Below are 22907 nucleotides of genomic sequence, written 5' to 3'. Positions count from 1 at the left end.
ATTGCCCTTTTTTAGCTATATAGTTATCTGAATTTTCATTTTCTGAGGAGGCATATGTTATGAATATAGCCCAAATTAAAGAACGTGGTTTAGAAATAGAGCAACATGGTAAGTTGCCAAAAGATATATTAGAGATTATTTATGAGCATCAACTCTTTAAGTTATTTGTAGCGCCTGAATTAGGTGGTAAAAATTTAGATTTACTAGAGGGTATTAAGGTTTTTCAACAGATGTCTTCTCTAGATGGTAATTTTGGATGGCTTGTGACAATTGGAACAGGTGGTAATATATTTATCCCTACATTGAATCAAGAAGTTTGTAAAAAAATCTTTTCATCAGTTGATTCAGTAATAGCCGGAAGCGGTTACCCTACAGGGATAGCCGTAAAAAAAGACGGTGGTTACAGGGTAACGGGACAATGGAAGTTTTGTAGTGGCTCGGACTACGCTACAACCTTTACCATGAACTGCTTTATTGAGCGAGACGGCATTAAAACTGAGGACATTATAAGCTGTGCAGTCAGCCGAGAGTATGTTGAAATTCTGCATGATTGGCGAGCGATGGGGTTGAAAGCTACTGCTAGTCATACAATTCGTGTAAAGGATGTATGGGTACCACAAGAAGCAACTTTTCAATTAGGCATAAATAGAAATAGTTATGGTGGTTGGGTACATAGCTTTCCATTTGGTACCTTTGCTGAGGCTTCCTTTTTAAGTGTTTGCCTAGGTATAACAGATAATTTCTTAGAAGAGGCATCAATTTTAATGAAACAAAAAAACAATGAAGCACAGCTGTTTTTAATAGATGAGCAACTGAAGCGCTTTAAACAATTTGAAGCGCAATTTTATACAAAGTTGACGTCGTATTGGCTGCAACATAAGAAAGGACAACAGCTGACCAATGAAGAGTTAAAGCAATTTTCACAGATCAGCAAAGAGGGTGCAGCAGCTTGTGTGGATATTGCCAATAGTATAATTCGTAGTCTCGGTATGGACGCAATACTTGAGACATCTACGATTAATCGTATTTGGCGAAATCTGTGCACGGCTGCACAACACGGATTTTTAACGCCATAAAGTGGTCTATTATTTCTTTTTGAATGTCTCTTTTTTCTGTGTAGGATAAACATAAAGCTTTGGAAATTGGGGATCGTCTTGTACAAGAGCATCTTTTGGATATTTGCGTAATTCTTTGTACATGGCAAAATCGCCAATGGCCCCTGCTATTAAAAAAGCCCCTACTAGAAGTAATACAGTACTATTGACATAGAAACCAGTAATTGTCGGTAAGATACCAGTTGTCCAAAATGGTAGCAACAATGCTTTTTTCATTGCATGATTAGGTAGTGGTTGATCAGTTGTTGCATAAGCTACACCAAGTTCTAAATTTACACCGTATTTTAATGATTTAAATGGTACCCCACCAAAGAGCATAAACCCAATTAGATGAAAGGTTTCATGTAGTATAATGAGGACAATATAGAGGACGACAAATAGGATGCTCGCACTAAACGTACCCCAAAATGAAAATTGAAAATCTTTTAAGCAAATATATTGAATGGCAATAAATAATATGACTAGACCAGTCGTGACAACTATATTGTCCATCATTAGTTTTTTTATATCCAATTCAATCACAACAGGTTCCTTATCTGGTTGCATAAAAAAGCCCCCTCTATGAACTAACTATCATTTATTATATCGAATGAATTCTTAGTTTGCGACTTGAAAGACATATAGCTATGTGTTACAATTCATTGATGTGAGTAATAATTATTACTTGCTCCTTGCTCCCTGTCAACAGGAGAGCCTGAGTCCATAAGGAGGTGTAAACAGATGAGAAAATACGAATTAATGTACATCGTACGTCCGAACATTGAAGACGAAGCGAAGAAAGCTTTAGTTGAACGTTTCAACGAAATCTTAACTTCTAACGGTGCTGAAGTCATCGAAGCAAAAGAGTGGGGCAAACGCCGCTTAGCTTACGAGATTAAAGACTTCCGCGAAGGTTACTACCAAATCGTAAAAGTAAACGCTACTTCAGAAGCAATCAACGAATATACACGTCTTGCTAACATCAGCGAAGATATCATTCGTCACATTGCAGTTCGCGAAGAAGCAAAATAATTTTAAACAAAATGCTGAAAAGGAGGTTGTATTCTGATGATAAACCGTGTCGTACTAGTTGGTAGACTAACAAAAGATCCCGAGCTACGCTACACACCAAATGGTATTGCGTCTACTCGATTTACAGTTGCTGTAAATCGTACATTTTCAAACCAACAAGGTGAAAAAGAAGCAGATTTCATTAGCTGTGTTGCTTGGCGCAAACAGGCCGAAAACTTAGCGAACTTCATGAAAAAAGGAAGTTTGATTGGAGTAGAAGGTCGTATCCAAACAGGTAGCTATGAAGGACAAGATGGTAAGCGTGTATATACAACTGATGTAGTGGCAGATAGCGTACAGTTTTTAGAGCCTCGTAGTGGCGGAGGTGCTCCGGCATCTAACCAATACGGTGGACAATCTTACGCAAATAGCCAACCGTCATATGGCGGTGGTCAACCACAACAACAGTTTGGTGGCGCGATGCCTCAGCAAGGTTCATTTGGCGGCGATTCTTATCAGCAAAATCAACCACCAATGAATCAGCCGAACTATACACGTGTAGATGAAGATCCTTTTGCTAACAGTAAGGGGCCGATTGAAGTATCAGAGGATGATCTTCCATTCTAATCTTCTATCTACAAAAACTATAAACTAATAAGGAGGAGACATCACTATGGCACCACGTCGCGGAGGCCGCAAACGCCGTAAAGTTTGCTATTTTACATCTAATAACATTACAAATATTGATTATAAAGATGTAGATTTATTAAAAAAATTCATCTCTGAACGCGGGAAAATTCTTCCACGTCGCGTAACTGGCACAAGCGCTAAGTACCAACGTAAATTAACTTCTGCTATTAAAGTATCTCGTATCATGGGATTACTTCCATTCGTATCAGAAGACAAATAAGATTGTTATTGCGAGGGAATACACCCTGCATTAATTTCTAAACCAGCATATTTCGATATTCGTATCGAAATGCTGGTTTTTTGTTGTTATGGAATAAATGTTTTTAAGAGGTGTATTCGATAAGGCATTATTTTCGCCAGAAATAAAATGTTATAGCTTAAAGATACTAAGCAATTCCTCTTGAGAATATAGAGAGCGTTTACTCGTACGAGGGTGCTTGTCGAATGTATAAGTGTTTTTGTGCATGTATGCTGCATAGATTTTGCCTAAAGGAAATAGTTGTTCTTAGCGTTTTTTGTTCAATAACGTGAAAAAATGGTACAATAAGCTTTAGTAAGTTTGACTGAAAAAAAGGAAGGTTTTCAATGCCGAATAATCAAACCAAGGCGCTTGTGCAAGGCTCAATGATGGTCGCAATTTTTACAATCTTAATGATTATCTCTGCGTATATCCCATTTATGTTTATGATAGCCTTATTATTTGCCCCATTACCGATTGCTTGGTATAGCGCAAATTACAAGCGTTCCTCATCAATACTCGTAGCAGTTGTAGGCTGTATTTTAACTGTTTTAATGAGTGGCATTACTATGTTACCGTTCGCCTTTACCATGGGCTTGCTTGGAGTAGTAATAGGTAATGCGATTCACCTGAAAAAAAGCAAACTTTATTTACTCATGTCATCGGGTATTGCTGTACTGTTATCAACAGCGCTAGTCTATATAGCTTATGTGCGTTTAGCAGGCATTAACATGATTGATATGAGTTTGGACATCGTTCGGGAAAATTATGAACAATCGAACGAGCTCGCTAAAAGTGTAACTGGACAGGTAGCGATTAAACCAGAACAATTAGAGGTAATGTTTAGAACAATTGAGCTGACAATCCCTGCAGCTATAACGATTTTTGCATTTATGGTAGCATTCATTATAATTACTTTGAATTTACCTATTTTAAAACGCTTAGGTCTAGCTGTGCCAAAGTTTGCACCATTTCAAAATATGCGTTTACCACGCTCTATTTTATGGTACTACATGATTGTTTTATCCATTAATTTATTTATACGTCCAGAAGCCGGCACTATGTTAGATATAATTGTTTTAAATGTGTCTTATATTTTATGGCTATTATTAATCCTGCAAGGGATTTCCTTTATCCATTATTTTATTTCCAAAAAAGGAATGCCGAATGCTGTGAAATGGATCGCCAGTTTATTGGCAATACCATTGTCGTCATTCATCATTTTACTAGGTATTGTGGATTTAGGTTTCAACGTTCGTTCACTTGTTAAAGGAAAGACTAATGACTAAGGGGCTGATCTAATGGGGACTTTTAGAAAACGACCAATCCGCTATCCACTAATTGTTCTTTCCATTTTTGGCATCGTGACGTTCGTACTTCTATGTATTTGGAATATCGGTTTAGGAATCGGCTATGGAATAGGTTTTGTTCTGATAATGGTGTATACGTGGAAGGTTGAACAAGTAACTTTTGAAGAGACAGAAAAGCATATCGAATCCATTTCCTTTCGTATGAAAAAGGTTGGAGAAGAAGCATTACTTGAAATGCCAATTGGCATTTTGCTTGTGAATGAACAATTTGAGATTGAATGGTCGAATCCATATATGCAAGGCGTCCTAAATAGGGAGACATTAGTGGGCGAAGGGATTGTTAATATATCCGATGATATATATGTGTTGATGAAGACCGAAGAAACCAAGGAAACAACCATTACCCTTCGTGATCGTAAATATCGAGTGTTTTATAAAGAAGAAGAGCGCTTGTTATACTTCTTCGATGTTACTGAGCAAATTGCGATTGAAAAACAGTATTTTGCAGATCGTACAGTTATTGCGATTTTATTTGTGGATAATTATGACGAAATAGCACAAGCAATGGATGATCAGCTTCGAAGTTTAACAAATACGATGGTGACATCGATTGTGAATGATTGGGCTGCGGAGCATGGAATATTTGTTAAACGTATTTCATCGGATCGTTTTTTAGCGGTATTAAATGAATCGATTTTAACAGAACTTGAAAAGAAAAAATTTGCTATTTTAGATACAATTCGTGAAAAAACAGCACAGAAAAATCTTTCACTAACGCTTAGTATTGGTGTTGGTGCAGGATCTTCATCTTTGGTGGAACTTGGTGAATTGGCCCAATCAAGCCTTGACCTCGTTTTAGGTCGTGGTGGTGATCAGGTAGCCATCAAGCAACCTACTGGAAAGCTGAAGTTCTTTGGTGGGAAAACGAATCCTGTAGAGAAACGAACGCGTGTTAGAGCTCGCGTCATTTCACATGCTCTGCGTGATTTGATGCAGGATAGTGATCAAGTGTTTGTCATGGGTCATAAGAATCCTGATATGGACTCAATTGGTGCTTCTGTAGGTGTACGTAAAATGGCACAAATGAATGATGTAAAGGGTTATGTTGTCATAAACTTTGACGAATTAAACGGAAGCGTAACACGTTTAATGAGTGAAATAGAAAGAAAATCTGATTTCTATGAAAACTTCTTAACACCAGAAGAGGTTGCGGCAAAAATGACAGAAAAATCCTTGCTCGTTATTGTCGATACACATAAACCAAATTTAGTGATAGATCCATACTTATTAAAATTAGCGGAGAAGGTTGTTGTGATTGACCATCACCGTCGTAGTGAGGATTTTATAGAAAATCCAACACTCGTTTACATGGAACCATATGCTTCGTCCACTGCTGAGCTTGTAACTGAGTTACTAGAATATCAGCCTAAACGTGCAAAAATAAATATGTTAGAGGCAACCGCATTACTAGCTGGGATAATTGTTGACACAAAGAGTTTCACACTTCGTACGGGTGCTCGTACCTTTGAGGCGGCTTCTTATTTAAGAACAAACGGTGCTGATACAGTTTTAGTACAGCGTTTACTAAAAGAAGATGTGGATACGTATATTGAACGTTCAAAAATTGTGCAGACTGTGAAGTTCGTAAAGCCAGGTGTTGCCATTGCCGTGGGTGAAGATTCGAAAGTGTATGATTCTGTCTTAATCGCACAAACAGCAGATATTTTACTAACAATGAAAGATGTTAATGCTTCTTTTGTCATTGCACACCGCTCAGATGGCTTAATAGGCATTAGTGCAAGATCACTTGGAGAAATAAATGTACAGCTTATTATGGAAAAGCTTGGCGGCGGTGGGCATTTGACGAATGCAGCCTGTCAAATCAAAGCTCTTACTATTGATGAAGTGAAAAAATATTTAGAAGAGGCCATATTTGAGGTACTCGAAGGGAGTTCAGAATCATGAAAGTAGTATTTTTGAAAGATGTTAAAGGTAAAGGGAAAAAAGGGGAAATAAAAAATGTGGCAGATGGCTATGCACAAAATTTCCTTATAAAAAACGGTTATGCTGCAGAAGCAAATGCACAAGCTATGAGTCAATTAGATGGACAAAAAAAATTAGAAGAAAAAAATGCAGCAGCAGAGTTAGCTGAAGCAAAAGCATTGAAAGAAAAATTAGAGACTTTAACTGTAGCGCTAAAAGCGAAATCAGGAGAAGGTGGCCGTCTATTTGGTTCAGTTTCTACAAAGCAAATTTCAGATGCACTACAAAAAGTACACGGCATTAAAATCGATAAACGTAAAATGACTTTAAATGATGGAATTCGTGCACTAGGTTTTACAAATGTACCTGTGAAGCTGCACCATGAAGTAACGGCGACATTAAAAGTACATGTAACGGAAGAATAAGGGGCGACTATCCATGAGCGAACCGATGATGGACCGCGTTCCACCGCATAACCGGGAAGCGGAGCAATCGGTTATCGGTGCAATTTTCTTAGAACCACAGGCTTTAATTACGGCATCAGAAATTCTTCTAGCAGACGATTTTTATCAAAATGCACATAAGAAAATTTTTGAAACAATGCTGCGCTTAAGTGATCAAGGAAAAGCGATAGATGTTGTAACAGTTACTGAGGAATTATCAGCAAAAAAAGAGATTGAAGACGTTGGCGGGCTATCATATATACTAGAGCTCGCCAATGCTGTCCCTACGGCAGCAAACGTTGCCCACTACGCTAAAATAGTTGAAGAGAAGGCTTTATTACGTCGTTTAATTCGTGTAGCCACAAAAATCGTGGAGGATGGCTATACACGTGAGGACGAAGTAGAGGCACTACTTGGCGAAGCTGAGAAGAAGATGATGGAAGTTGCCAATCGCAAAAATGCAGGTGACTTTAAGCATGTAAAAGACGTTTTAGTAGAGACCTTCGATAATATCGAGCAGCTACAATCACGTAAGGGGGATGTTACGGGTATTCCTACAGGATTCCGTGATCTAGACCATATTACGGCTGGCTTCCAGCGTAATGACTTAATTATTGTTGCAGCCCGTCCTTCTGTAGGGAAAACTGCCTTTGCGCTGAATGTTGCGCAGAGTGTGGCAGTTCAGGCACGAGAAAATGTTGCCATATTCTCGTTAGAGATGGGTGCAGAGCAATTGGTGATGCGTATGCTTTGTGCAGAAGGGAATATTGATGCTCAAGTTTTGCGTACCGGTGCTTTAACAAACGAGGATTGGGGTAAACTAACAATGGCAATGGGAAGTTTATCGAATTCAGGTATTTTTATTGACGATACACCAGGTGTACGTATCAATGAAATACGAGCAAAGTGTCGTCGTTTAGCACAAGAGCATGGTCTCGGTATGATTTTAATCGACTATTTACAATTAATTCAAGGTAGTGGTAAACCAGGTGAAAACCGCCAACAGGAAGTATCAGAAATTTCGCGTTCATTAAAAGGATTGGCACGTGAATTAAAGGTACCTGTTATTGCTTTATCACAGCTTTCTCGTGGCGTTGAGCAACGTCAAGATAAGCGACCAATGATGAGTGACTTACGTGAATCGGGAAGTATTGAGCAGGATGCCGATATTGTTGCATTCTTATACCGCGACGATTACTACGATAAAGAATCTGAAAGTAAAAATATGATTGAAATTATTATTGCTAAACAACGTAACGGCCCGACCGGTACTGTAACTCTTGCATTCAAAAAGGAATTCAATAAATTTATTAACGTGGATTGGTCACAGATGCCGCCACCACCACCACGTGATTAGTAATATTAATCTGGAAATGAGATAATATTCATACCATTCCGTCATTAAACACGAACGTTAAATCATTCCATTTGATTTTATGTTCGTGTTTTTGACTATTTTTTGTTGACTAGAGGTTTCTATCATTGTTACAATAATTAACGCTTGATAAATGAGATACAGTAAGTATCTAACGGAGGTGCTGATTATGACATCAGTTGTAGTTGTAGGAACACAGTGGGGAGACGAAGGAAAAGGCAAAATTACCGATTTTCTTTCCCAAAAGGCGGAGGCAATCGCTCGTTTTGCAGGTGGCGATAATGCAGGACATACCATTAAAATTGAAGGTGAAACATATAAACTACATTTAATTCCATCGGGTATTTTCTATAAAGAAAAAACTTCAGTAATGGGAAATGGTATGGTTGTCAATCCTAAGTCGCTTGTAACAGAACTGAAAGGACTGCAGGAGCGTGGCATTGATACAGATAATCTTCGTATTTCTAATCGTGCTCATGTTGTTTTACCGTATCATATTAAACAAGATATCGCAGATGAAGAAAGCCGTGGCGATAATAAAATCGGTACAACTTGTAAAGGTATCGGTCCTTGCTACCAAGATAAAGTTGCGCGTATCGGAATCCGTATGGCTGATCTGTTAGATAAAGAAATATTTGAAGAAAAACTACGTCAAAATTTGGCCATTAAAAATAAATTATTCGAGAAATTTTATGAGGTTGAAGGTATTACATTCGAGGAAATATTTGAAGAATATTACGGCTATGGGCAAGAAATTGCGAAATATGTAACTGACACTTCAAAAATTTTAAATGATGTATTAGATGAGGGCGGCAAAGTTTTATTCGAAGGAGCACAAGGTATTTTACTCGATGTCGATCAAGGTACTTACCCGTTTGTTACTTCTTCAAATCCTGTTGCTGGTGGTGTAGCTATTGGTGCTGGTATTGGCCCATCACGAGTTTCAAGTGTTATTGGTGTATGTAAAGCTTATACTTCACGTGTAGGAGATGGCCCATTCCCAACAGAATTATTTGATGAAGTTGGTCAGCAAATTCGTGAAGTTGGTCGCGAATATGGTACAACAACTGGACGTCCTCGACGTGTAGGCTGGTTTGACACGGTTGTCGTACGTCACTCACGTCGTGTAAGCGGTATTACACATTTAGCGCTTAACTCAATCGACGTTTTATCTGGTCTAGAGACAGTCAAAATCTGTACGGCTTATAAATACAAAGATGAAACAATTACGGAGTATCCAGCGAATCTTCATATTATCGAACAATGTGAACCTATTTATGAAGAACTTCCAGGCTGGTCAGAAGATGTTACAGGCTGCCGAACATTAGAAGAGTTACCAGAGAATGCACGACGCTATGTAGAGCGTGTAAGCGAATTAACTGGCATTCAAATTGCTACCTTCTCTGTCGGTCCTGCTCGTGAGCAAACGAACGTTTTAATAGATATTTGGGAAGCATAATCAACAAAAGAAGCAATGGTACAGACACCATTGCTTCTTTTTATTTTGACTTTTAGTGAATACCCTTCTTCTGGTTAGTACAAGCATCACACGAAATGACAGTGGTTTATACTAAAATTACAGACCATACATTAAGAACTGAATAGTTGACGACTAAGGAAAAAGCCGAAATTTTTAGTTGCTGTATGTCTTCTAAAATATGAGTTGTCCATATGTAGAAAAATCTGTTTAAAAATTATAAAAAATTTTGGATTTTGAGAATGAAAAAATTGTACTGAAATTAGAATTAAAAAATGGTATGGAAAAGACGAGCTGCAATCACAGTTCGTCTTTTGTAAACGATATCCTGTATTTTTAATTAATGAATATCTCGTTTTTTGAAATTTCCACCCTTAACTTCTACCACTTCATATACTGTAACAAAAGCAGTTGGGTCAATTTCATGGATGATTTGTTTTATTTTACTATCCTCCAAACGATTAATGACACAAGAGATTTCTTTAAATTGTTGATTGGAATAAGCACCTTGAACAATTTTAAACGTCGCAGTTCGTCCCAAACGGTCTCGAATGGTCTCTACCATTAATTCTGGTTCATTTGTAATAATATTAAAGGTTTTAGAACCACTTAAACCTTCTTCGACGATATGAATTACTTTGGACGCAATAAAGTATGCGATTGCCGACAATATTGCGCCCTGTAGACCGAATACAGTGGAAACAATAATGAAAACAAACAGATTTAAAAAAAGAATTAAATCACTTGTACCAAATGGTAATTTTCGAGAAAGTAGTACGGCTAACATATCAATACCATCTAGTGCTCCACCATTACGCAAAGCCAATCCCATACCAAAACCGATTATAATACCACCGACAACTGTCACTAATAATGTATCACCTTGGATAATTGTTGGTACGTGATGCATAAGGCTTGTGCCTACTGCAAGAGAGAGAATACCGATGACAGAAAAGATAGCGAAAGTTTTACCAATTTGTTTATATCCTAAAAATATGAATGGGATATTAAGCAATGCAATTAGAAGCCCTAGTGGTAATCCAAACAATTTTGAACCAACGATACTTAGACCAGTTACACCACCATCTGATACATTATTTGGGATTAATACGGCTTCTAGTCCATATGCTGCTATCAATCCTCCAATAACAATCATTAAAACCTTCGTTGCGAACTTTACCCCTTTACGTTTATTCCCCATAACTTACACCTAATTTCTTTATGAATACTAAAGGTTGGCTATTTATATATAAACAGCGTAAAAACGTCTTTACACCAATAATCTTGGATTCTATCCTCTGCTTTTTTGTACCCTCTAAAGAACCATCATAGCGGTTAACGATACCTATTCCAACTCCTGAAATGATGCCACCAAATAATGTCACCAGTAATTCGTTGCTTATAAATGGTTCGAAATTATGTAGAAAAATTGTTGTGGCGGAAGAAAACACAGTCATTCCGAGTGCTGTAGAAAGTGCAAAAGTTTTGTCGATCTGTTTATAGCCTAAAAAGATAAAAGGAAAGTTTAAAACGAAGATAAAAATACCAAGCGGTAAAATTAATAAATGGGAAGTGATAATAGAAACACCAACGACTCCACCATCCATGATGTGGTTTGGTACTAAAAATAACCCTAGTCCAACAGTCATTATTACAGTACCGAGGATTGCCATAATGGTCCTTGTTAGAAGTCTACGGCTGTGGGCTTTATTCTCTTTTTGTGTTTTCCCCGTGAGAGATGCTCTCGCGGAGGTCTGTGAATCACTCAAATAAATCGCTCCAATCAATTAGTGTATTAACTTTACTCTATTTTATCGAAATATTAATCAAGTAAAAAGTAATAAGTCTAAATACTGTCTAAAATTTAAGCCAAAAGGATAAAATTGTTTAAAAAACAGAGTAATTGAATATAAATACAATAGAATAACAATTAACAATAATAGGAGCTATGTAACAATTAGTAGAGAAATAATACATTTTCATTACAAAAAGGAGAAAATATTCAATCAATATTTTCTTTATGGTACATTATATTGGTGCAAAAAAATCCTTGTGGGTAAATAAACCTATGATAGGGTAAAGTTGGAAGGGGCTTTATTGATGAATTCGTCTTGGAATAAAAAAGAAGAAAACAATAGATTCACCTACAATTTTTCTTCTTTTAAAAAGGTATCAATTATTGCAGTATTGGTGGCAAGCTTAACTATTAATATGGGGTATGCCAAAGAAATTAATCATAAAGAAGCGTTACATAAAATCTATCATGTTTATGTAGACAATAAATATATGGGTACTGTATCTGATGACAAAGCTGTTAAGGAAATCATTGCTTCAAAAGAAAAAGAAGCAAGTAATCAGTACAAAGAATTCTCTATAGATGCGAACTCTGCTGTAAAAATAATACCAGAGCAAGTCTTTAGTAATGAAACAAAGGATGCAGAAACCTTAGAGAAGGTTGAGCAATTGCTAATAGCACAAACGCCAGCTTTTTCATTATTAGTAGATAACAAACCAATTGCCAATATAAAAGATGCGAATGCTTATGAAGAAACTGTGCGTATGCTAAAGCTACAGTATGTTTCACCACAAGAGTTAGCAAGTTTTCATGCTGACCAACAGGCTATTAATGGTTTACCATCTCTAAAATCTGGTGAAACGCGAATCTTAGATATTTCCTTTAAACAAAGTGTTTCCGGTGTCACACAAAAGATAGCACCAAATGCGATACTAACGTCTGAGGACGCAGTGAAATTATTAATGACAGGCTCTATCGAACAACAAGAATATAAAATTCAATCTGGTGATGTTTTAGGATCAGTTGCTAAAAAACATAGTTTAACAACAGCTGAGTTATTAGCTTTAAATCCTGGTATTACAGTGGATACAGTATTACAAATAGGTCAAGCTGTAAATGTAACTGTTGCTAAACCGTTTGTAACAATTGCTGTAAAACAAGAAAAAAAAGTTACGGATACAATTCCGTTTAAGAAGGTTATAGAAGAAGACCCAACGATGTATAAGGGTGAGTCAGTTATAAAACAGCAAGGTGTTGACGGTAAAAAGGAAACATCCTATTTACTAACATCTGAAAATGGTACACGTACATCCAAAGTAGCTTTAGAAGAAACAATTGTACAGCAACCTATTGATGAAATTGAAATTGTAGGTACAAAGGTTATCTCTTCTCGAGGTACAGGTGAGTTTACTTGGCCGACAGTAGGTGGCTATATCTCTAGTCAAATGGGACAACGCTGGGGTGCACAACATCGAGGTATCGACATTGCCCGTCCTAGTAACTACAACATTCTTGCAGCAGACAATGGTGTTATTGTAGCAGCAGGGGTTTCAGGTAGCTATGGAAATCGTATTGTTGTTAATCATAATAATGGCTACACGACTCTATATGGACATTTATCTTCTATTGATGTAAAGGTTGGACAAGTTGTCGAAAAGGGATCAGTTATTGGAATTATGGGTTCTACTGGAAATTCAACAGGCACACATCTACATTTTGAAGTTGAGAAAAATGATGCGCTTGTGAATCCTTTATCTTACGTAAGTCAGTAATTTACTTGTATAAAAGGCAGTCCAAACGCTGGGCTGCCTTTTTTATATAATCATAAAATATGATGTTATTTCCCAAGAAATATAGTTATTTTAATCGGTGAAACGCTCAATGATTATTTAGAAACGTCGCTAAGATATTTTAATAATCTTAACCACCAGAGAGATTGGGAAAATTGTCAAAAAAGATAAACTGATCATGAATAATGCATGGAAGCTAAAAGCATGTTAGAGTTAAGAGTAGTGACTTTTAACTTTTTTCAGTAAAGTTGACTACTTTGCCGATGAGGTTACACAATGTTTTTCTACGCGAAAGCCAAACGACAAGATCAGACTTCAATACACTAAAATGAAATTTATAATACACATTGTTTTAGAATAGATGAATAGCGAAAGGGAGAGAATGGATGAACAAAACGATATTAGTTGTTGACGATGAAAAACCAATCGCAGATATTTTACAGTTTAATTTAATTAAAGAAGGCTACAAAGTTATTTGTGCATATGATGGAGATGAAGCGCTAGAAAAGGTTGAAGAAGAACAGCCGGATCTAATGCTATTAGATATAATGTTACCAAAGCGTGATGGTATGGAAGTTTGTAGAGAAGTGCGTAAAAAATATGATTTTCCTATTATTATGCTGACAGCAAAAGGCTCTGAGATTGATAAGGTATTAGGCTTAGAAATGGGCGCAGACGATTATGTGACGAAGCCATTTAGTACACGGGAACTGATTGCTCGTGTGAAAGCGAACATGCGCCGGTTACAAGTAGTGGCCTCTGCTGCAGAAGAAGCACAGGAAGAGTCAAATGAAATTGTTGTAGGCTCTCTTGTTATTCAGCCGGATGCTTATTTAGTAATGAAGCGTGAAGAATCAATCGAACTTACCCATCGTGAGTTCGAACTATTGCATTACTTAGGTAAACATATAGGACAAGTGATGACACGTGAGCATCTATTACAAACCGTATGGGGTTACGATTATTTCGGTGATGTACGTACAGTGGATGTAACGATTCGTCGTTTACGTGAAAAAATAGAGGACAACCCGAGTCATCCAGCTTGGATTGTGACACGACGTGGCGTAGGTTATTATTTACGAAATCCTGAACAGGAGTAAATGGAATGCAGAAAGTGAGTTTCTTTAAATCAATTCATGTCAAGCTAGTGCTTATTTATATCTTACTTATCATGCTAGCCTTGCAAATTATAGGCATCTATTTCGCACGGGAATTAGAGCGAAATTTGAAGAATAATTTCCAAGAATCCATTTTTCAACGTGTCGATTTGATGCAATATAGCATTCGTGAAGAAATTTTAAAAGAACGCGATGAAAGTATGCCAAAGCTCGAAGAAAGCCTAAAGTCCATCGTGAAGGAATTTTCTACAGGCTTGAAGGATATCTCGACTGGAGATATTTTAGAAATTCGCGTTATAGATAGTCGACAGCGTATTCTCGCAACATCAGAAGTAGAGAACCAAAATTTGATTGGACAACGTTCGAATACGGACCTTGTCCGCCGTGCCATATCAGCAGAAACGTTATTTGATATTATAAAACTCGACAATAAAACAAGAAACCGAGTATGGGTGTTAGCAACCCCAATTCGTGATGGAGCAGGTCCTGATGATGAAATCATAGGGGTACTCTATATCGAAGCAAATATAGAATCAGTTTTTGAACAATTGAATGATATTAACCGTATTTTCCTGGGCGGAACAGCGATGTCTTTAGTTATCACTATCTTCTTAGGAATTTTAGTAGCTCGTACGATTACACAGCCGATTGCTGACATGCGAAAACAGGCACAGGCGATGGCAAAAGGGAACTATTCACGTAAAGTACGAGTTTATGGGACGGATGAAATCGGGCAGCTCGCCCTTACCTTTAACCATTTGACGAATCGCTTGCAGGAGGCACAATCTACAACAGAGGCAGAGCGACGTAAGCTCAATTCGGTTCTAAGTAATATGACAGATGGTGTGATTGCCACTGATCGCAAAGGGCGTATTATTCTTATTAATGATCCGGCACTAGAGTTATTGCATATTTCAAGAGATATTACATTAGGCCGTCCCATTGCATCTGTTTTAGGCATCGATCAGGAATATAGCTTTGAAGATTTAATTTATATGAACGATGCAGTGAGTTTAAATTTTAGTACGGCAGAGGCTCCATATATATTACGCGCGAATTTCTCAGTTATTCAAAAAGAGACGGGCTTTATCAATGGTTTAATTACCGTGCTACATGATAACACGGAGCAGGAAAAGATTGAAATGGATCGTAGAGAATTTGTATCCAACGTTTCACATGAATTACGGACACCATTAACAACGATGCGCAGTTATCTAGAGGCGTTGGCTGATGGAGCTTGGAAAGATGAAAATATTGCACCAACATTTTTAAATGTTACACAGACAGAGACCGAGCGTATGATCCGCTTAGTCAATGACTTGTTGCAGTTATCTCGCATGGATAGTGCAGATTATGAGTTGAATAAAGATATTGTCTTATTTAATTCATTTTTTAATCGCATCATCGATCGCTTTGAAATGTCTAAGTCGGATAAGGTAGTATTTGAACGGTTATTCCCAGAGGCATCTTATTATGTAGAATTTGATACAGATAAGGTGACACAGGTTATTGATAATATCATTTCCAATGCTATTAAGTATTCACCTGATGGTGGTAATGTACGCTTTGGCTTTACGGTTCAGGGGAATATGCTGAAGGTAATGATTTCTGATGATGGCATGGGGATCCCAAAAGAAAATGTCGGTCGTATTTTTGATCGTTTCTATCGAGTAGACCGCGCACGTGCACGCTCTATGGGTGGTACAGGCCTTGGACTAGCAATTGCACGGGAAATGATTGAGGCACACGGCGGGAAAATCTGGGCGGAAAGTGATGAAGGTCATGGCACAACGATATTCTTCACATTACCATATGATTTAGACGAATTTGACGAGGCGGGTGAGTGGGAATGAAATATTTAGAACCAGTAAAATCGGCGGTTTTATTTCTACTCGTAATGCTGAGTGTTGTGTTGACCTTTATAATATGGACATACACACCGGATTATAAATTTATTGAAAAAACAGAAGGCAAGGAAATTTTAATCGATGCACAAAAAAATGAGGAAGATGTTATCAGACCTTATAAAGCTATTTATCGTGCTGAAGATGAATTTACAGGAACTGTATCGAATGGCGCTATGAAAGATATTATGAATGCCTTTAAGGGCTGGAATATTCTTGATTTGGTGCGAATTAATAATAAAGTTTCGCCAGACTACGTAAATGAGCTGATGCGTGCCAATAATCGCATGACGGTCTTTTTTACAGGGGAGATTCCGTTCTCAGCATTTAACACTATTTTTCAATTTGCTGATAAGGAACTACCAGAAACAACTTTCAATCGTATGATTATAGATTGGAGCCAATACAACAATAAAGAATTACAAATATTTTTCGTTAGTAGCAATAACGAATCACTGTTACGTTCTCATGTAAGTCTTGCAAACGCCAATCAGTTTGTAAATGATATCATTGAACCTTCAAAACAGTATGGTGTTTTTAAAGAGATAGAGCGTGATGGCTATACTTCACTTTATGTTGCCAATGATAAAATTGAATCTGTAAAGTATACGTATTATATAGTTGATCTACCACTAGATTCATTTAAAAATGTGTTATTTACAGACCCAAATATTGTACAGAGTAATGTTGAAAGTGCGACATCTGAAAAATATACAGATGGCATGTCGCTAATGACGGTCGATACGAGGTTAAAATCACTGAACTATGTGTATCCAGCTGCAGAAAGTAGTGAAAGAATAGAGCCGTCAAAGCTATTAAATAGTAGTTTTGAATTTGTCAATGAACATGGGGGCTTCACGGCGGATTACCGATATGTATCAACAAGTACAAGCAAAAATCAACTGGATTACCAACTCTACTTACAAGGATTCCCGGTATATAGTGATCAGGCAACAACCCGAATTACAACTGTTTGGGGAGACAATCGCATTTTCCGTTATAAACGATCATACTTTTCGTTAGATATGGATATACCTTCGGAAAAAGAGATTAAAGAATTGCCTTCTGGAACAGAAATAGTTGAAAAAATTCATACACTTAATAATATTGTATTATCAGATATAGATGAAATTGTTGTGGGCTATTATTTAACAAAAGTTGAAAACGAAAGTTTATTTAATTTAGAGCCAAGGTGGTTTGTTATACGCAATGGTTCATGGATTTTATTGACGCCTGACATGCTAGGAGGTGTCAAAAATGGATTGGAATAGAACAAAATCCATTTTTATTGTCGTTTTTTTAATCTTAAATATTTTCTTATACTGGTTGTATTTGAATCGTTACAATGAGGCGCAGAACGTAGAGATATCTGGTGAGAAAACGATTGGAGTTCGTTTAGAAGATGATAATATTACGTATGGGGCACTCCCCAATAGTATAGAATCTGCTACGTACATTTCAGGCAAAGTCCATAATTTTACACCTGCTGAATTTGTCAATCAAGTGGAAATCATAGATGAAACGCAAGCGCGCGTTATTCTGGCGAGTCCTGTGAAATTACGAAATGTAAATGATGATACGAGCTTTACAGAGTTTGTCCAAGCGAATATCAAAGCAGGTACTTCCTATGCATTATGGAAGATCGACCGTGAGGAACGTGTCGCAATCTTCTTCCAAAAAACAAATAATCGAATGCTCTATTACAATAAGAGTGGTTTAATAAAAGTACAATGGAACACAAACAACGAAGTAACAATGTATGAGCAGACAATGATTGATAGTATTGAAGAGATGGAGCAACAGGAAAGTGTAATTCCACCACTTCAAATTCTACAGACATTATATGCAAAAGGGCTGTTAAAGCCAGATTCGCGTATTACGCAAATGAAGTTAGGCTACTCGACACTTGTTTATTTAACTCGAACACAGGTACTGGTCCCAACATGGGAAGTACGAGTGAAATTATCGGATGGAGAAACTGAAGAGTATTTTGTCAATGCTGTTGAAGGTAATGTTATTGAAATCCAAGAGGACAAGCAAGAGGGCGAAGAACAAGACTGGGGAGTTTAAGTATGCGATTTAGTGTTTTAGCAAGTGGCAGTACAGGCAATTCGATTTATGTGGAGAACGACGATTATGCATTTATCGTTGATGCCGGCTTTAGTGGTAAAAAAATGGAGCAGCTCTTTGTAAAAATCGACCGTAATATGAAAAAGTTAAATGGTATTTTTGTAACACATGAGCATAGTGATCATATTAAAGGAATTGGTGTGTTAGCACGAAAATATAATGTCCCAATTTATGCAAACGCCAAAACATGGCAGGCAATGGATGGGCTCGTGGGTGATATTCCAGTAGAGCAAAGATTCGAGTTCGAGATGGATACTGTGAAACATTTCGGCTCATTGGCGATTGAATCTTTTGCAGTATCACATGATGCCGCAGATCCAATGTTTTATACATTCCATGAGGATGGGCGCAAGCTTGTTATCATTACCGATACAGGTTATGTGAGTGATCGTATGAAAGGGATAATCCGTGGTGCAGATTCCTTTGTTTTTGAAAGTAATCATGATGTGAATATGCTGCAAATGGGACGTTATCCGTGGTCAGTAAAACGCCGTATTTTAAGTGATGTAGGACATGTGTCAAATGAGGATGCAGCTATTGCCATGAGTGAGGTTGTTTTTGAAAAGCAGACCAATATTTATTTATCACATTTAAGTAAGGACAATAACATGAAAGAATTGGCGCGAATGAGCGTAGCGCAAACCTTACAATCATGCGGTATTATTGCAGGCGAGTATGTTCATTTATATGATACAGACGCAGACCAACCAACAAGGTTAGTAACCGTTTAACATAAAGGGCAATGATGCTTTATGTAGGGTTGATTGGAGTGCCTGTAGATCGAATCTTAGCGGGTTAGCCAGCGGATACAGGCATGAAAATTAACCATTGATTTAACAGAGTCTTCATAAAAGAAAAGCTGTTCAAGCGCATTTTTAAATGAATGCATTGAACAGCTATTTTTATGTCCATTTTATTTATTTTTCATCTAATTTTAATGTTTGAATTGTAAGATAAGGGTAACAATTAACAAATAGCAATAAATGAAAGGATGAGGACGATGAGTAATTTTCAAGATAACGATAAAAACAGTGATTTTCTAAATAATGATGAAATACAGAAATCACCTTTACAGGAGCGACTCGAACGTGACGAGAGGGAAATGCAGTCAAAGCGTTTAAAAAAGAAAGTTGGCGGAGGAAAGGGCGGTTACTTCTTTAGCGGTCTTATCGGTGTTATTATTGGCGCTTTACTCGTTTGGCTAATGCTACCTGGACTTGTCAATCAAATGCCAGGGACCACAACAAACGGTGCAGACAAAAATGAGACAACCATCAATCAGGTAGCAACAGAAGTAACAACGGATGTCACAGCAGCGGTTGAAAAAGCCTCAGCGGCTGTAGTGGGAATCACCAATATTCAAGAAGTGACAAGCAATGGCTTTTGGAGTCAACCTTCAACAACTACAAAAGAGGCAGGAAGCGGTTCAGGTGTTGTTTATAAAGTAGAAGGCGACAAAGCTTTTATCGTGACAAACAATCACGTTATTAAAGGTGCCAAGCAGTTAGAGGTAACAATGCCAGATGGCACGAAAGAAGAGGCTCAATTAGTAGGTCGTGATGTCTGGACAGACCTAGCAATTGTTTCGATTAGCGCTAAAAATGTTAAAACAGTTGCAACGTTCGGTAACTCAGATGTATTAAAACAAGGGGAAACTGTAATTGCTATTGGGAATCCACTTGGTTTAGACTTTTATGGCTCTGTTACGACTGGTGTTGTTTCAGGTAAAGATCGTTCCGTTCCAGTTGACTTAAATGGAGATGGCACGGAGGATTGGCAACAAGAAGTATTACAAACAGACGCAGCTATCAACCCAGGTAATAGTGGTGGCGCACTTGTAAACTTAGCAGGTGAATTGGTCGGCATTAACTCCATGAAAATTGCAGAATCCTCTGTCGAAGGACTAGGTTTCTCCATCCCAATTAACTCAGCGATTCCAATTATTGAGGAGTTAGAACAAAACGGTGAAATGAAACGTCCAACAATGGGTATCTCACTAGTTGATTTAACAGATGTACCGGCATTCTACCAACAACAAACGTTGACATTACCAGAAGAAGTAACAACAGGTGTTGTGATTACAGATGTTATGGCTAACTCACCAGCTGCAAAAGCGGGAGCAAAACAATATGATGTCATTGTGGAAATGGATGGCAAAAAAATTGAAACAGCGATAGATTTACGCAAACATTTGTATAATGAGAAAAAGACGGGTGATGAATTAACAATGAAAGTATATCGCCAAGGTAAATTAGTAGAGCTATCATTAACGCTAACAAATAGCGATACACTGTAAAGTGAAACTTTAAGTGGTGTGGATAACTAGAAAATTGTGAATAGTAACTTTACACAGCGGGTAGTGGAAGAAAGTCTTTTCTTTCCTACTCGCTTTTCCTTTGTTACAATAGGTTGTGGATAACATAGACTGATTTGTGAATAAGTTTGTGGAAATTTCGGAAAATAAGGAGTCAAGCAAAAATGGAAAAATACAGCTGTGAAAAGCATATAGATCACGCTTTAGACATGTTCGTGGCAGAGGAAAAAGTATTCCCAATTATGGATAAAATCGAAGAGGATAAAAAGTTATCCACAAAATGCAACTACTGTGAAGAGCCAGCAGAATATATTGTATCAAGGAAATAACTTTACACAATATATAGAAGAGGGTTGTGGATATGTTGATAACTTTTGTGGATAATTTGTTTGTAAATGAATTGTAAAGGTGGATAACGTGTGAATATAACGATTGTATCAGTCGGGAAACTAAAAGAAAAGTATTTAAAAATGGGAATCGATGAGTACATAAAGCGTCTAGGTAGCTATGCAAAAATGGATTTAATTGAAGTGCCAGACGAAAAAGCACCCGAGCAACTAAGCGATGCCGAGATGGAAATTGTCAAGAAAAAAGAGGGTGAGCGTATTCTTTCTAAAATCGCTCCAGACACACACGTTATTGCCCTTGCCATCAATGGCAAGATGAAAACCTCTGAAGAAATGGCATCAGATATTGAGTCGTTAATGACGTATGGTAAAAGTAAAATCGCCTTTGTAATCGGAGGCTCTCTCGGTTTACATGACGATGTATTGAAGCGTGCCGATGAAAAGCAATCATTTGGTAAAATGACATTACCACATCAGTTGATGAAGCTTGTGTTAATCGAGCAGATTTATAGAAGTTTCAGAATTATGAAGGGTGAACCGTATCACAAGTGATAGTAAAGCGGAAATTTGAACTTATTATATAATAAGAGATAGTCTTGAAAAAATTACACCGTTTATAAAAAAGTTGAACCGAAATGTTATTATTTCAGTTTTTCTTGATCCACTAACAGGCAGATAGTTGAAGAAGAGATCACTGGATCATTCGAACAGAAAATAGCGGCGTAAATGCGAACGGATGAAAAATAATGTTCGTACTTGTATCGTGAGATTTTGAATAGATGTTCCAGTGTTATAATGAATAAAAGACTTGATTGGCGTGAAGACATGGATGAATACATTCGATTGGTGAACAAGACCGAAGATTATATTGAAAGCCATCTGAGCGAAAAAATCTCACTAGATGACTTAGCAAATAATGCAAATATGTCCAAATATCATTTCCATCGTATATTTAGCAAATACAGTGACGAGACGGTGAAACAGTTTGTTACCAGAATAAAAGTGGAGCGATCAGGGATATTCCTCGCAGTCCGCAATGATTTGAGCATCACAGATATTGCTCTCCAATATGGCTACAATGATGCGAGTACCTTCAACAAGGCTTTTAAGAAGTATTTGGGAATGTCTCCATTAGAATACAGGAAAGCAAGAAACGACAAGAAATAGCAGATAGTCTCCCCTATACTTAAGTTAAGGGAGATGATATTAATGGAAAAACCAACGATCACAGTAGAAAATATTGAAATGAAAGTAATCTATATACGCTTCAAAGGAAATTATGTCGAGTTTAGAAAAAATAGTCGTAAGATGTTCAATGAACTATTCAAATTCGCAAAAAAATATGATCTTATCAAAGATAATGTCACAAAGGTAATGACTATATACCATGACAATCCTTTCGTAACTGATTCAGAAAATTTACGAACTAGCGTAGCAATGACGGTTCCATCAGATGCTGCAATTGAAGAAGAAGGACAAATCGGTACGATGACTTTTGGCGGGAAATACGCAGTATTACATTATGATTTAACGCTGGGTGAGTATGAAGAAGCTTGGAAATATGCTTATTCTGATTGGTTACTGAATAAAGGCGAATACACACCAAGAGATTCATTCCCATTTGAATTATACGTTACTGAGCCACCAAAAAACTTCAAAGCTAAGAGCAAGACAGATATTTATGTTCCGATTGAGTAAAAATACAATAATAATTATCTAAGTAAAATAGAAAAGGCTGAACTATATAAAGTTTATATATGTATAGTTTAGCCTTTATTCGAAATTTTATATAATTGAGTCAATTTCATAATTTTGAGACCTTACGGCTCTAAGCTTAAAATGACAAGAAAATAGAGCACCTCCCCAAATCCTGTATAATGAGAGTTAC

Annotated in this window: 23 protein-coding genes; 20 read left to right on the top strand and 3 right to left on the bottom strand. The window is 37.2% G+C overall.

From position 1 onward, the window contains the following. The first annotated feature begins 59 nt into the window (after positions 1–59). A complete protein-coding gene (locus ACQKII_RS22195) occupies positions 60–1076 on the top strand; it encodes an acyl-CoA dehydrogenase (protein WP_427462624.1) in 1017 nt (338 codons plus the stop codon). Between the two features lie 9 nt (positions 1077–1085). On the opposite strand, the gene ACQKII_RS22190 is transcribed toward ACQKII_RS22195, so the two are convergent. Continuing rightward, entirely contained in the window at positions 1086–1661 is a 576-nt protein-coding gene (locus ACQKII_RS22190; protein WP_427462623.1) for a DUF3267 domain-containing protein, read from the bottom strand. A gap of 174 nt (positions 1662–1835) precedes the next feature. Between ACQKII_RS22190 and rpsF the strand changes: the two genes are divergently transcribed. The 8 genes from rpsF (at position 1836) to ACQKII_RS22150 (ending at position 9603) form a co-directional block, all read left to right on the top strand. Then, positions 1836–2126 (top strand): 30S ribosomal protein S6, encoded by a 291-nt coding sequence (gene rpsF, locus ACQKII_RS22185; RefSeq protein ID WP_010860723.1) that lies wholly within the window; start codon positions 1836–1838, stop codon positions 2124–2126. Between the two features lie 36 nt (positions 2127–2162). Then, on the top strand, positions 2163–2732 hold the full coding sequence (gene ssb, locus ACQKII_RS22180) for a single-stranded DNA-binding protein (RefSeq protein ID WP_427462622.1): 570 nt from the start codon (positions 2163–2165) through the stop codon (positions 2730–2732). A 46-nt stretch (positions 2733–2778) separates the two neighbouring features. Further along, positions 2779–3015: a 30S ribosomal protein S18 gene (gene rpsR / locus ACQKII_RS22175; RefSeq protein WP_427462621.1), complete on the top strand. Its 237-nt coding sequence runs from the start codon at positions 2779–2781 to the stop codon at positions 3013–3015. Between the two features lie 365 nt (positions 3016–3380). Further along, positions 3381–4322 carry a YybS family protein gene (locus tag ACQKII_RS22170; RefSeq protein WP_427462620.1) on the top strand — a complete coding sequence of 314 codons (942 nt, stop codon included), beginning with the start codon at positions 3381–3383 and terminating at the stop codon, positions 4320–4322. A 12-nt stretch (positions 4323–4334) separates the two neighbouring features. Then, positions 4335–6308 (top strand): DHH family phosphoesterase, encoded by a 1974-nt coding sequence (locus ACQKII_RS22165; RefSeq protein ID WP_427462619.1) that lies wholly within the window; start codon positions 4335–4337, stop codon positions 6306–6308. After that, positions 6305–6751, top strand: coding sequence for a 50S ribosomal protein L9 (gene rplI, locus ACQKII_RS22160; protein WP_427462618.1), 447 nt, complete (start codon positions 6305–6307; stop codon positions 6749–6751). Before ACQKII_RS22165 ends, rplI begins: the two co-directional genes overlap by 4 nt. A gap of 13 nt (positions 6752–6764) precedes the next feature. Next, positions 6765–8126 (top strand): replicative DNA helicase, encoded by a 1362-nt coding sequence (dnaB, locus tag ACQKII_RS22155; protein ID WP_427462617.1) that lies wholly within the window; start codon positions 6765–6767, stop codon positions 8124–8126. Positions 8127–8313: 187 nt separating this feature from the next. Continuing rightward, a complete protein-coding gene (locus ACQKII_RS22150) occupies positions 8314–9603 on the top strand; it encodes an adenylosuccinate synthase (protein ID WP_427462616.1) in 1290 nt (429 codons plus the stop codon). A gap of 358 nt (positions 9604–9961) precedes the next feature. On the opposite strand, the gene ACQKII_RS22145 is transcribed toward ACQKII_RS22150, so the two are convergent. Together ACQKII_RS22145 and ACQKII_RS22140 are read right to left on the bottom strand one after the other, a co-directional pair. Next, the gene (locus ACQKII_RS22145) at positions 9962–10822 is read right to left on the bottom strand and encodes a YitT family protein (RefSeq protein ID WP_427462615.1); all 861 of its coding nucleotides are present in this window, start codon (positions 10820–10822) and stop codon (positions 9962–9964) included. Further along, positions 10812–11390, bottom strand: coding sequence for a YitT family protein (locus tag ACQKII_RS22140; RefSeq protein ID WP_427462614.1), 579 nt, complete (start codon positions 11388–11390; stop codon positions 10812–10814). Before ACQKII_RS22140 ends, ACQKII_RS22145 begins: the two co-directional genes overlap by 11 nt. A 331-nt stretch (positions 11391–11721) precedes the next feature. Between ACQKII_RS22140 and ACQKII_RS22135 the strand changes: the two genes are divergently transcribed. The 11 genes from ACQKII_RS22135 to ACQKII_RS22085 all read left to right on the top strand — a co-directional run bounded on the left by ACQKII_RS22135 (position 11722) and on the right by ACQKII_RS22085 (position 22717). Beyond that, a complete protein-coding gene (locus tag ACQKII_RS22135) occupies positions 11722–13188 on the top strand; it encodes a peptidoglycan DD-metalloendopeptidase family protein (protein ID WP_427462613.1) in 1467 nt (488 codons plus the stop codon). 404 nt (positions 13189–13592) lie between these two features. Continuing rightward, positions 13593–14306, top strand: coding sequence for a response regulator YycF (gene yycF, locus ACQKII_RS22130; protein WP_427462612.1), 714 nt, complete (start codon positions 13593–13595; stop codon positions 14304–14306). Positions 14307–14311: 5 nt separating this feature from the next. After that, complete coding sequence (walK, locus tag ACQKII_RS22125; RefSeq protein ID WP_427462611.1) at positions 14312–16177, top strand: cell wall metabolism sensor histidine kinase WalK; 1866 nt, start codon at positions 14312–14314, stop codon at positions 16175–16177. Next, on the top strand, positions 16174–17499 hold the full coding sequence (locus tag ACQKII_RS22120; RefSeq protein ID WP_427462610.1) for a YycH family regulatory protein: 1326 nt from the start codon (positions 16174–16176) through the stop codon (positions 17497–17499). The genes walK and ACQKII_RS22120 overlap by 4 nt, the downstream gene beginning before the upstream one ends. Beyond that, a complete protein-coding gene (locus tag ACQKII_RS22115) occupies positions 17486–18298 on the top strand; it encodes a two-component system regulatory protein YycI (protein ID WP_427462609.1) in 813 nt (270 codons plus the stop codon). The genes ACQKII_RS22120 and ACQKII_RS22115 overlap by 14 nt, the downstream gene beginning before the upstream one ends. Positions 18299–18300: 2 nt before the next feature. Further along, on the top strand, positions 18301–19089 hold the full coding sequence (locus tag ACQKII_RS22110; protein ID WP_427462608.1) for an MBL fold metallo-hydrolase: 789 nt from the start codon (positions 18301–18303) through the stop codon (positions 19087–19089). Positions 19090–19358: 269 nt separating this feature from the next. Beyond that, entirely contained in the window at positions 19359–20654 is a 1296-nt protein-coding gene (locus tag ACQKII_RS22105; RefSeq protein ID WP_427462607.1) for a S1C family serine protease, read from the top strand. A 182-nt stretch (positions 20655–20836) separates the two neighbouring features. Continuing rightward, positions 20837–21001 carry a CxxH/CxxC protein gene (locus ACQKII_RS22100; protein ID WP_427462606.1) on the top strand — a complete coding sequence of 55 codons (165 nt, stop codon included), beginning with the start codon at positions 20837–20839 and terminating at the stop codon, positions 20999–21001. A gap of 90 nt (positions 21002–21091) precedes the next feature. Next, positions 21092–21571 (top strand): 23S rRNA (pseudouridine(1915)-N(3))-methyltransferase RlmH, encoded by a 480-nt coding sequence (rlmH, locus tag ACQKII_RS22095; protein WP_427462605.1) that lies wholly within the window; start codon positions 21092–21094, stop codon positions 21569–21571. Between the two features lie 243 nt (positions 21572–21814). Beyond that, positions 21815–22186, top strand: a complete 372-nt coding sequence (locus tag ACQKII_RS22090; protein WP_427462604.1) for a helix-turn-helix transcriptional regulator — start codon at positions 21815–21817, stop codon at positions 22184–22186. Positions 22187–22228: 42 nt separating this feature from the next. Beyond that, positions 22229–22717 (top strand): AraC family transcriptional regulator, encoded by a 489-nt coding sequence (locus tag ACQKII_RS22085; protein ID WP_427462603.1) that lies wholly within the window; start codon positions 22229–22231, stop codon positions 22715–22717. Positions 22718–22907: the final 190 nt, after the last annotated feature.

This window comes from Lysinibacillus sp. NPDC048646, from assembly GCF_050272295.1.
Classification (GTDB): domain Bacteria; phylum Bacillota; class Bacilli; order Bacillales_A; family Planococcaceae; genus Lysinibacillus.
The sequence above is the reverse complement of the archived record's forward strand: the minus strand, read 5'-3'. Positions and strand labels throughout refer to the sequence as shown.